The following is a 12,388-nucleotide window of genomic DNA, read 5'->3' as shown; positions in this document are numbered from 1 at the left end:
GATTAAAAGAATCCATGCAATTGCTATTTGTGCAGGAGTTACAAGGAGTGCACGACCTGAATCATTTCATTACGGTCTTTTGCCGGACCCCGATGATAGTTCAGCCCCATACACCCGAATCCAAGCAATGAAGTCTCCAAACCGTTGTTACCCAATGTTCTTTTCTTCATAAATCTTAAGTCCTCCCTTTCTTTAATCCGGATCTCATAAATCCGATGAAACGGTCCTATCTTCAACCAAACTTCCTGACATGTTTCAAGATAATCAACTAAATTGTCAAAGAAGCAAACACTGTATGGCGGATAGTTGCAGGACATATATTCGTATAGTAAAATTCCACCGTTTCCTAATTAATCAACTTGTGTTTATTATTATAAGATCAAGATGCGTTAATTCAATGGTTAAAGAAACGTGATTTGTTGATAAATCAACATAAGGAATTAATATGTTAAGTATCTTTAGAAGGTATGGAGGGTAAACGTTGGCTAAAGGGATCGGGGAACTCTTAAAACCCAGAAAGCTTAAAAAAGTGTCTTGTTGTTGAGCTAAAGTTCCTCGTCCCTCGTTTAGTTTATGGATTTATCACATAATTCATCCATAATCCACCATCGTCCAGTTTTTCAACGCTCTTTAAGATGAAATTCACTGGCTTAGTCTTTTGAAGATGAGCACTCGTTTCAAAAAGTGTCAAAGAGTTAGATGCAGCATCAACAATTGGGATTAAAATTAAGCTTACCTCGTCAACTAAACCTTCATTTAAAAAAGAACCGTTTATAACGCCCCCGCCTTCAAGAAGTAGTTTATCGATGGAAAATAACTTCTTTAGCTTTTCTACAACTACTGTGAATTTTAAACGTTCCTTTCCACCAAAAATATAAGAAATACCTAGCTCTCTTAGATGAGCTAAATAAGCATCGGCTACTTGCTCGGAAAGTACTTCTACAATATGATGACCAAATCGATCATCATCATCTGATATGGCAATTTTTCCATCTAATGACGTTAACATGTGACAAATAATCTGGTCTTTCCAATTTAATCCTCACTTATCCCAGATATATGTTTATTGACTAGAAAGCTGACGAGCGGGAGTGAACAGGTAATGTCTTAGTAAGATGGTTACAATACTAAAAACTAAAGAGAGTATTCCTACTAATGCAACGTATGGCGTACCCATTTGGGATATAAACACCCCGCCTACAGCTGCACCCACTGTTGTCCCAACGTTACAGGCCGATATAAATAATCCATTGGCAAAATCGGGTGCTTCGGGAGCTGAAGAGGCAATCAGATATTGATTAATATTTGCCATTATTCCTCCAGCCAGTATTCCCCAAATTATTGTTGTAATAGCCGTAGGAAGAGCAAACTGTCCTGTAAAGAATAAAATGATGTAGACAACAGTCAATAACAAAGGAAAATATATGACAGATTTGGCGGCACTATGAATAAGCAGCCTTCCTGCGACAATGTTTCCAATCATATTGGCTCCGCCGAAGAGGAATAACGTTAAGCTTATGTGGTTAGGAGACATATTGGTTACTGTTTTCAGATATTCGGTAATATAGCTATACACTCCAAATACAGCTGAGTTTAATAAAATGACAGTCACGATTGAAATCCATAAAATTGGTTTCTTTAATACGGAAAATTGCATGCCATAAGAAAGCCTTTCCTTAACAGGCATAGATGGTAAAAATACCAAAGTAGCAATAAATACAACGGCATTTACGATTCCAAAGAAGGCCATCGCCATTTCATATGAAACGGCGCTATCAATAAAGCTTGCGATCGGTACACCGGCTACCATACCAGCAGATACTCCTATAAAAACTTTGGACACGGCTTTTGGAGCTTCTTCTTTACTTACCGAGGAAGCAGCTAATGTAAACGCCAAAGAACAATAAATGGGGTGAAAAAGGGCTGGTATGATACGAGCAATTAATAGAATGTTAAAGTTAGATGTAATTAATGATACGGTGTTGCCTAGAACGAAAACTGCTAATACAAGCAACATGACCTTCTTGCGATCTATTCCTGAAAACAGTAAAGGCATGATTGGGCCGGAAATGGCAATGCCTAAGGCAAAAACACTCACCAACAGTCCAGCTTGAGTGACACTGACATCAAACCGCTCAGCAAGGGAAGGCAATAAACCAATAACCCCCATTTCAGTATTTAGAATACCGAAAACTCCTACTGTCAATATGAATATCAATAAATGATTTCGTTTTTCCAAAACAACCAACTCCTACCTTTCGAATGAAATAAACTAGAAGCTGCCAGCGTTACTTTTTTCTTTTCAATCATATGCCATATCCCCTTTATTTTTATTCATAAGCTTTTTAAAAAAAAGAACTCTTTGATCTCAACAACGATTTAAAGAGTTTGTTTAATCAATCCATTGGATCTATTAATGCGGGACGCAGTTATGATAACATCCCCTATTTTGGGTAAACTAAAACTTTAACTCGAAGCTGATAAACGATATAATTTGTTTAATCAACCTATGTCTATTATTATAAGGGTGAGCAACCTATATTCAATGGTTAAAAAAACGCAGTTTGTTGAGATCTCAACATCGCATTCGAAATTGTTAATTATCTAAGGGCGGAGTATACGATGGCAAAAATGGATCGAAGAATTGTAAAGACGCAGGAATCCTTGAAAAAAGCTGTTATTGAATTAATGAATGAGAAAAGTTTCGATGAGATTACCATTCAGGATATTGCAGACCAGGCAAACCTAAACCGCGGAACCATTTATCTTCATTATCAGGACAAATACGATTTGTTGGATAAACTCATCGAATCGCACATGGATGAATTAGGTGAGATGGATGAATGGGCATGTAAAATGGATTGGAGCAATGGACTTATCCCTTTTTTTGAGTACTTTGAGAAAAACTATTTATTCTTTTCAACTATGTTAGCCAGTAAAGGGGCCTCCGGTTTTAGGACTCGGCTTCTTAATTACACTATGGAAGGATTCAAAGGCGAGATTGATAGAAAAAGTGGGCGAAATGTGGACTTAAATGAAGATGTTATGTTGCAATATGCTGGCACCGCTTATGTAGGAGTAATTGAATGGTGGATTAGAAATGGAATGCCGTATTCGCCGCAAACCATGGCAAAACAAGTTGGAGCCTTATTGGAGAGAAGTCTATAGTACGTAGATATTCAATACGCAGCTTATTTCTTACTGGACTGAAATCCTGCATTCATGAGTCTGGATACTGAATTAATTCGAGGGAGTTTAATCGTCACCTCGTGGTCACCTATTGTCTACTTCAAAACTTATTTGCCACCCGATAACTTCTGTTGGATGACAAATAAGTTATGAATCGAGTAGGAGGGGACGGCTAGTCCCCGACCTCTCACACCACCGTACGTACCGTTTGGTATACGGAGGTTCATGTTCTTTTCCGCAATAAACTGTATCTGTCCGTCTTCTCTTTATGCCGTTTGTAAGCTCAGCCCTTCTGAGTACCCTCGCGTATTCACCGCTACTTTCCTCAGATAAGTTCTCTTGAATTGTCTGCTTTCATCGCTTACCCTCGAATGCCAAGTCGTTCAATTCCTAGTTCATGTTCAGCCCTTCCTCAAGGTGTTGCAACACCTTGCGTACTATGGCTTCTGTTGACTTGCGCTGATTCAACCTACTCTCACAAATAGGATTACGAAGTTCACTTCGCTTACCAACAGATCTCCCCAGGTAAGAACGCTATCTTTCTCTCCACCTATCTGCCACATTTACTTCCATTCGCCTTCGGCAGTATGGACTTTGGCTTGGACGAGCTAATGGTTACTACTGCCTTCACCATTCGGGATTTACACCCTATAGATAGCACCCATGCTGGGCGCACAGTGCAGAAAGCCAGCAAACATAAGGCTTTGCTGGCTTCTTCTTGATTAATATCCCGAACACCCCTGGCGAAATGCCGAGCGCGCGGTGCAAATCCTATTTCGGACTTCTTCGGTTTCTGGAAAAGACCACGAGCGCTGCGATCACCATCGCACCGAAACCCATGGTTTTGGCTGACTCGGATTCCATTCCCAGCAACATGCAAAGATTGGTAACCAAGCTTTTCGTTAGGAGTGCAACCACAATCAGCATGATAGGACGAATAATATTGTACTTTTTCAGATGTGCCACCCTTTCTTATGAGTCTGCTAATTTAATTCTTTTCTTCCATTAATTAGCTTGTATATTTCCATTTGACCCTTTATTAAACAAACCTGCCCATTTCTATTATAAACAAAAGAGGAGTTGCCGCGAAGCAAGCCCCTCAACTATCGTTCACCGATAGCTTAATGGACAAGTGAATGTGAATAATCCATTACAAATCCAGCCTTTAATATCACTGCGATTGCGCATATGTTTGTGTCGCCGTACATTTTTTCTTCTTCTTCGTCGCCGCCAATAATCCCATTCGGATCAGCGCGTCCTTGGTACCTCCCCTGGCAAGACTGATTAATATGTTCGCTCCTTGGGCGGGGATAAATGTGACTGGAAAGCATGATACGAGATCAATGCCGTTCTGTATAGGCGAATTTGTGGTGTCAATCTCCGTGTTTGCAATGGAGCGCAAAAAACAAAGAAAAAGCCCCGATGCTGTATCGCTACAGTTGGGGGCTAGGAGTAATTCATAAATTACAAAATCCTTAAACTTTTTACTCATATACTTACTTTGAATATCTGAATTCATAAATATCTCAACTACCCTAAGCTCATCTGGCAGCCTGAATACAAAGCTTTTGTCTCCGCCAATTTTAAGAACCTCAACTCGATAGTTATATTTCATCTTTCATATCACACCTTATTTTCTCATGATATTGTTTTAAGAGAGGTTAATATATAGGATACGCAGTTATAATTCTTCCTAAGGTATCCAACCCATCCGTGTTTTCAATGGTTCTAAAACTTCCGTTTATGATACGGAAGACCCTCGCCTTCTTCGCAATACTGTTTAAGACTGTACAAAAAAATAGCCCAATTATAATTACATACGCGATAAAATGCGGTCACTTCCTCCCAATTCATCTGACGAAAAATGATTGAAGTCTTCCCGTTTTTTTCCTCCATATCAAAAGAAATTGTCGTACTTATCCATTCTGGATCTGAATCCACACACTGCCACAAAATCTTTTTATCGGTAACAAGCTCATCAACTCGCATCTTTGTTAAGCCTTTGCCGCCGAATCGGAACTCATTTATACAACCGATCTGATTATTGACTATTAGTTCATTTGTCCATATTTCTGAAAGTCCTTTTGTAGTGGTTAATGCTTCATATACCATTGAAGCTGGAACATTCACGGTCTGTAAGTGCTCGATATTTGCCATATTGCTCATTTCCCTTCTTTATAAGGAATATGTAATTATTTGTATATGTATATCTTTGATTATACCATGGTACGGTGGGTGTGATTTCTTTTCGATTGCTCATTTTTGAAATAAAGCATTAGGGAAGGTTGTTTAACTAAACTGCCAGTTAGATCAACGATCGCCCGACATAAGTCATCAGTTATCAATATACATCAGGATAAAGAAAAACGGCGGTAAAATTGATCGCCGTTTTTCTTTACAACATAGTGGTATGGATATTCATAGGGATAATAAAACTGCATGTATACTAACGTCTAAAAGAAAGGAAATCCGAAGCTCAACGAAAAACAAAGGAAGCCGGAGGGGTAAGAGTAGACACACAATAAAGACATATACCTCTGTAAAAAAAGAAACCTTAAGGTCTGTGATAATTTCAAATCCGTTGAAGCAAATATAAATCGATGCCGGCTTTATTAACCAGCCTGCGTCGATTTCATTTAACTTCTTCTTTATAAAATATTATGTTTTCATTCTGTGTTACTCATTACATCCAGTCGAAGAGCAAAAAGGCATGATGTCACTGATATATAGCTATTGATGTTGGAAATGATCATATTGGATCGAATATTAAGCGGAAGAAGTGATCCTGAAATTTTGCGGTCTTCTGTCAACAATCCGACGTGTTTGATCAATTTGTTGAAAAAACAACCAACCACCGAGCTTTGAACGATTAACTAGGTGGTTGGCTGATTATTATGTCTAGGCTATAGCCCCTTTTCAGTACCAGTTCATAGTGCTATTGAGCTTTTACAATATCTCTGCCATTTTTTAGAAAAGAAATCGCGTTTATGATAGATGCTGCGAATTGCATATCGATCGTTTTACCTGATTGCGCACGAACGTAATTCTCGAGCATATTGAAATTATTCTTAGCCTGAGGCTTACTCAAATGTGCTTGCAGGGTCTCGATCTTATCTAACAAATTAGTGAAAGTGGCCGGGGCGTAGATCCAATTCTGTTGGTTCGCATAGCGCACAGCCTCATCCAAGTGATTCGCATCCATCTGGACTTTCAGCGAAAACGTTCCAATAGTTTCATTTCCTGCTGAATCAGCAGCCGTCACCTTCACGTTATGATCGCCAATCTCAAGAGAGAATGGATTGAATAAATAAGGAAGAATAACTTGCGTGCCGTCAACCTCGAAAGACTTGCTAACAACTCCACTTAATGGATCGGAGATATCAAACGTCAGACTGCCGCCATCCGTCCAGAATACTTGCATGGAGCTGGTTGGCACGATCACTGGTCCTGTCGTATCGATATTCACTTTGGTTGTTTTTACGTCTTCTTGATTGCCTAAAGAATCGACACTCCAATACGTAATCACATGCGAACCCTCATCTGACAAAGAAATCGTGGTGCCTTGCTGAGTCGGCTTCCCATCCAACGTGTAGAAAGTGCCGCCAACACCAGAACCACTGTCACTCACTGTAAGTGTGACTTTTACAGGGTGATTCACCCATCCTGTCGGTGCATCATCCGTCGTTACAGGCGGAATTGCAGGTGCTGGCTGGTTCACTATGGCAAGGTGAGGCTGAGCTGGCTCCGTCATACCAACGCCAAGATAGAAGCTTGTGTGCGGCGGTTGGTTATAACCTGTATTTTGCCATGCTACCCCTAAACGGTAAATCGGATCATGCATCAGTGTACGCAACCGAGTTTCGGTCAATGCACTCGTTGTATAAATCCGCAGCTCAGAGCTGTCTGTGTTGCGCCATACGACTTCTTCACGCCAATCGCCAAACAGGTCGGCTTGCAAGTTCGGTGTTGCTTTCGTGCTGTTGTTGGACAATGCGTCCTCAGCGGTAAACAAATTGTTGGTCGTATGGTTCACATAATCCCATTTATCGATGCGATTGGCATCTAACAACTCACGATTCAAGTCGCCATCCCACCAAATGCCGAAATTCGTGGAGCTTGGAATCGTCGTAGAGATCAATTCGCCTTTGGCACTGTATAGACCTGTGAGCGGAATATGTTCAGCATTCGTGATGGTAGCAGCCCATACTTCTTCACCTAAATAGGTCGGATCGATGTCTGCCGACATGCCGCGCCCGGTATCAATGCCTGTATGAATGCCCCATAGAATTTCACCTGTTTTCGCATCCCGGAAGTCCATACCGTAAGGGGAATCCGTATGCTCATGCACATTGAAGAACTCAAGCCCTGGTCTAGACGGATCCAGATCGCCTAGATGCTGAGCATCCCCGTGACCGAGCCCCGTATTGTAAAGCGGTGTGCCATCATCATCAATGGCCATAGCCCCGAATGTGATCTCATCCTTGCCATCGCCATCTACATCGCCTATGGACAAGTTATGATCGCCCTGAGCGGTATACGCTGCTCCAAGTCCATCGTCATTGGAATCAAAACGCCATTTTTTGGTCAAAGCACCATTCTTATAGTCGTAGGCTACAATGACAGTTCTTGTATAATACCCACGACTAAAGATCAAGCTTGGGTGCTCGCCGTCGAGATAAGCTGTACCAGCAAGGAATCGGTCCACACGGTTACCGTAAGCATCGCCCCAATCGGCCACGACTCCGCGAGGAGGATCATAATTGGTCGTCGCGATGGCTCTTCCTGTTAAACCCTCGAAGACGGTCAAAAATTCAGGACCTTGCAATACATAACCCGAGCTATTTCGGTGATCGGCGGCTGCTTCGCCAATCGCAATGCCTGTTCCATCAATCGTACCATCAGCTGTTTTGAGCGCGACTTCTGCTTTCCCGTCGCCATCCAGGTCAAACACTTGGAACTGTGTATAGTGTGCGCCTGCTCGAATGTTTGGCCCAAGGTCGATACGCCACAGGCGAGTGCCATCCAGCTTGTAAGCATCGATATATACGTTGCCTGTGTAACCAGCTTGTGAGTTATCGTGGGCGTTTGATGGATCCCATTTCACGATCAACTCGTAAGTGCCATCGCCATCTACATCGCCGACACTCGTATCGTTTGCGCTGTAAGTATAGGCTTCGCCTGCCTTCGTGATTCCGCCATCTGGCTTCTGCATTGGAATAGACAAGTAGTTATGCTGCCACACGGACGCTTCTTTCGAAGCTACGCGTTCAATGCCTGCGTTCACGATTTTCAACTGATACACCGATGTATCTGTGCCAGCTTCATCAAGCAAATTGGTTGCGCCTGTGATCGGTTCTGCATTTACTTTGACACCGCTGCGGTATAAATTGAAGGCAATATCAGACGCATCCGTGCCTAGCATTTTCCAACCCACATAAACACCTTTATCTTGTTTGACCGCCACAAGCGCGCGATCGAGATACTCGGCTTGACGACTCAACACGGTTACAGCTGGTGTTTCCAGCGTTTCGGATTGACCTGATACACCGCCTGCGCTTACTGCCGCCACTTTATAAAAGTATGGAATGGTAGTTAGCACAGTGGAATCGGTATAGCTGGTTTGGTTGGACTTGCCAATCAACTCGAAGCTGCCGCCAGCTGACTTCGACCGGTAGATGTTAAAGGTCTTGGCACCAGCAACCTCATCCCAACTAATGGTGAGATCGTTCTTATTCACGGCGCTCGTTTGTAGATGTACAGGTACTTCTGGGATCGGCACAGTTGGATCAATCATGGAAACGGTAATGGACCCCGATGGCCCTGTCTCCGTTAAAGCCAAATCCACGGTTGTCACTTGGTATTCGTAGGCCATCCCTACATCGACAGTGCGATCTTCATAGGTGTTCGTTGTTGTGCTGCCAAGAAGCTGAAATTTCGATGCACCGGCTACTTTGCGATAGACATTATAGGTCGCAGCATCTTCGACGCCAATCCACGACAAGGTGACGGAAGGATTCGCTGGATCTACTTGCTTGGCCTCAACCTTCAGCGCGGAAGGTGCCATAAGAATAGGAGTAATTTCCAATCCGTTTACGATGCCAGTTGAACCACCAAACTTGAAGTTCATTTGTCCATCACTCACGGAAGTTTGCGGAATTATTTTTTCAACCACAGACTTATTGCCTGCCGTTACGGTTCCATAATCGGTCCCCTCGATGGCAACGGTCGTTCTTGCACTTCCCAGATAGTCACCAACATATAGCTTAACGGAGTAAAGACCATTCGGCAGATCCAACATGAACTCCCAGCCGACATTAAAATAGCCGAGCCAATCGCGAAGCACATCCGTGCCCGTAGCCCGATCACGGCCTATCATGCCCGTTGGATCCTTGATTCCATAGCCTTTCTGTGCCGTATACACAGATGAAAGATTAATCCCCGTATAGCCTTCTTGAACGGGAGAGGTGGCCAAACCGAAGTCGTATTTCAAAGTTGCATGCTTCGTTGTGATCACAACGACATCGGACTGCTCCGATTCGCCTTTACCGTTGATCGCTGTTACCACGACATTATAAGTCTGCCCTTCCGTCATCCCTTGAATCGTATTGGTTGGCACTGTCGAAGTTCCCACTAAGAAGTACGCCGTTTCGGAGGCTAATTTTCTATATATTTTATAAATATCCGCACCTTCCACAGCATTCCATGTCAGGACTGCACCTGCATTGCTGACACTGCCTGCCACAACGCCCATTGGCTTGGATGGAACTGCTGCCGGTGGCGCCACATCCGTGACATAGTTAGAAAGCGGGATACTCAGATCTTTAAGTCCACCTGATAACAGACGCGCGATCTGGATGGCGCCATACTCTTGGAAATGCGTGTCGTCCGCACTGCCGCTCGGGAAGGCAGTATATGTACCTGCTGGTACATGGAGGAAGACTGCAAGTGTCCCGATTGGTCCGATCGTGTTATAGTACGCACGACTTAATGAACTGAGGTCCACCAATTTGACATCCATCTCTTGTGCTACTGCTTTCATCCCATCGACATACTCAGGGAAACTGATATTGAATAGACCCGTTGTTGCGTTAAAGTCTCTTCGACCAACAGGTGTTACCAGAATCGGGATCGCTCCACGCTGTCTAGCCCCGTTGATATAAGTCTTCAGATAGTTTTTGAAATCCGCAGGGGAAGCATATCGTTCTGGAACCGAGATCGTCGCATCATTGTGACCGAACTGAATCAGGAAATAATCATTCGGTTTAATCGCACGCAAAATGGTATCTAATCGACCTTCGGTGAGGAAGGTTTTGCTGCTTCGCCCGCCAATTGACTGGTTGCTGAACGTAATGTCAGATGTAAAATAGCGGGAAATCATCTGTCCCCAACCGGCTTGAGGCTTCCAGTACGGATCATAAGTTTGCACGGTAGAATCGCCCGCAATATATACTGTAGGCGTTTCTCCAGCTGCGCGATCCGCCAGCTTTGAAATGACAAGTCCATTAATTTTGGGCGCAGACCCGGAGAAGAAAATGTTCAATTGACCATCCACGAGAGCAACTTCGAACGATTGCTCCAAATATTCGCCAGCTGCTTTAGACGTGAGCGCAATTTTATTCGCTGTCATTCCTTCTACGGATACAGCAACTTCCGTTGCTGCACTAGCATCACCTGAGGTAACGGAAACCGCATAAWCCCCATTGGGCAGATCCACGTTGAAGGACGTACCTGCTGGTAACAAATAATCGGATTTCAGCGGATCTGCAGTACCGCTGTTACCAGAGCCAACAAGCGATGGATCGGCGAAGCCGTATTTGAGCTGATTGGAATACGCAACTGGAGCCGTGATCCCAAAGTAGCCGTCCGCTACGGCGCCAGGACCGAAGTCGATTTTCAAAGGTAAGTCAGATGGAAGCGCATTAGGAACAACAAATACTGTACTTGCTGCCACATTAGAGGCCGCAGAAATACCTGCAGTGTTGGAAGCTTTCACCTGATAGTAATGCACAACTGATGTATCAGCTGTTGTGTCGGTGAAAGAAGTCGATGCAACCGTACCTATTTCAGTATAGGTTCCAGCAGCAGAATCCGAACGAAGTACGGTATACCCTGTTGCACCCGCTGAAGCTGTCCATTGCAGGGATACTTGCCCTGCAGTGACACCGCTTACCATTACATTCGATGGAGGAGCTGGAAGGATGACGGTTTGCACCACATCCGCTGTCACAGATGTACTAGCTGTGGATTCAAGACCTCCTGCGTTTATAGCTGTAACTTGGTAGGAATATGTATTTCCTGCCGATACGGCTGTATCAATGAAAGAATTCGTTGGCACTTGTGAGATCAAATCATAACTTGTCGCGCTATTCGTCGCACGGTACATATTGTAATAGACGGCATCCGTGACACTGCTCCAAGCTAGTGATACGGATGCTGCACCAGCAGTCGGATTAATATTGGTCACCGCGAGCGCTGTAGGAGCCGAAGGAGCCACAGTTATCACCTGTTCAATGACGATACCGTTCAGATAGCCAGCCCCTGTACCGGCGTAGCCCGTTGTGATGCCAACCGTTAGTTGTCCATCCGTAACTGTTGTGCTATACGTTGTTTGCGCAATTGCAGTCTTCGTTGAAAGCGTCCCTTTCGCCACACCTTCCAGGGAAACCGATGTCTTCGTTGTCGACGTGCCCGCAAGGAGATCGCCCGAATAAATCGTCACATTATAGTTCCCGTTCGGTACGTCCGCTAAGAACGTGAACGGCGTTCCCAGAATGAAATCGTTCGTCAGATCCGTTCCGCCTGAACGGTTCCTTGAAGCGCCTGTTGGCAATGCCGTTTCAAGCCCGTAGCCTCTCGCCTGCGTATAAGTCATTTGATCATGAACTTGATTATACCCCGCCAAGACTGGACTGCTTACTGGACCAAAATCAAATTTACCTACATATGCATCTGCAGCATGTACCGTTGGTTGAGCGTTTGGCAGCACTTGGATTGCAGTACTTGAAATCATAAGACCACATAATAGCATAGCTGCTATTCGACTTGCTTGCTTTTTCATTAGACAAAGTCCTCGCTCTCTACGTGGTTTTCCTTCTACCCAGATGCTTGTTCTCGTTGCGTCAACTCACACCTCCCCTTTATTGGGAATGTTATCCTTCTCACATCATAATGGGTTTTCTTTGTCATTCACATGTAAAAA

General features: G+C 43.7%; 6 protein-coding genes and 1 pseudogene. 1 reads left to right on the top strand and 6 read right to left on the bottom strand.

Features of this window, described 5'->3' with window-relative positions; translation table 11 throughout:
* Positions 1-44: 44 nt before the first annotated feature.
* The 3 genes and pseudogenes from AB4114_RS06590 to AB4114_RS06580 form a co-directional block, all read right to left on the bottom strand.
* A pseudogene (locus tag AB4114_RS06590) lies at positions 45-170 on the bottom strand (aldo/keto reductase); the annotation flags it as partial.
* Between the two features lie 401 nt (positions 171-571).
* Positions 572-1,009 carry a dihydrofolate reductase family protein gene (locus tag AB4114_RS06585; protein WP_441987709.1) on the bottom strand — a complete coding sequence of 146 codons (438 nt, stop codon included), beginning with the start codon at positions 1,007-1,009 and terminating at the stop codon, positions 572-574.
* A gap of 54 nt (positions 1,010-1,063) precedes the next feature.
* Complete coding sequence (locus AB4114_RS06580) at positions 1,064-2,239, bottom strand: MFS transporter (RefSeq protein WP_441987708.1); 1,176 nt, start codon at positions 2,237-2,239, stop codon at positions 1,064-1,066.
* 383 nt (positions 2,240-2,622) lie between these two features.
* Here AB4114_RS06580 and AB4114_RS06575 point away from each other — a divergent pair, with 383 nt between their 5' ends.
* Positions 2,623-3,168: a TetR/AcrR family transcriptional regulator gene (locus AB4114_RS06575; RefSeq protein ID WP_441987707.1), complete on the top strand. Its 546-nt coding sequence runs from the start codon at positions 2,623-2,625 to the stop codon at positions 3,166-3,168.
* Between the two features lie 1,192 nt (positions 3,169-4,360).
* On the opposite strand, the gene AB4114_RS06570 is transcribed toward AB4114_RS06575, so the two are convergent.
* From AB4114_RS06570 to AB4114_RS06560, 3 genes are all read right to left on the bottom strand, one after another.
* The gene (locus AB4114_RS06570) at positions 4,361-4,804 is read right to left on the bottom strand and encodes a hypothetical protein (RefSeq protein WP_441987706.1); all 444 of its coding nucleotides are present in this window, start codon (positions 4,802-4,804) and stop codon (positions 4,361-4,363) included.
* Between the two features lie 113 nt (positions 4,805-4,917).
* A complete protein-coding gene (locus AB4114_RS06565) occupies positions 4,918-5,346 on the bottom strand; it encodes an SRPBCC family protein (RefSeq protein ID WP_441987705.1) in 429 nt (142 codons plus the stop codon).
* Between the two features lie 778 nt (positions 5,347-6,124).
* Positions 6,125-12,247 (bottom strand): rhamnogalacturonan lyase family protein, encoded by a 6,123-nt coding sequence (locus tag AB4114_RS06560; RefSeq protein ID WP_441987704.1) that lies wholly within the window; start codon positions 12,245-12,247, stop codon positions 6,125-6,127.
* Between the last annotated feature and the right edge of the window lie 141 nt (positions 12,248-12,388).

It is taken from the genome of Paenibacillus sp. 2RAB27 (genome assembly GCF_052115445.1).
Taxonomy (GTDB): Bacteria; Bacillota; Bacilli; order Paenibacillales; family NBRC-103111; genus Paenibacillus_E.
Note: the sequence above shows the minus strand (reverse complement) of the source record. Positions and strands in the feature narration are given on the sequence as shown.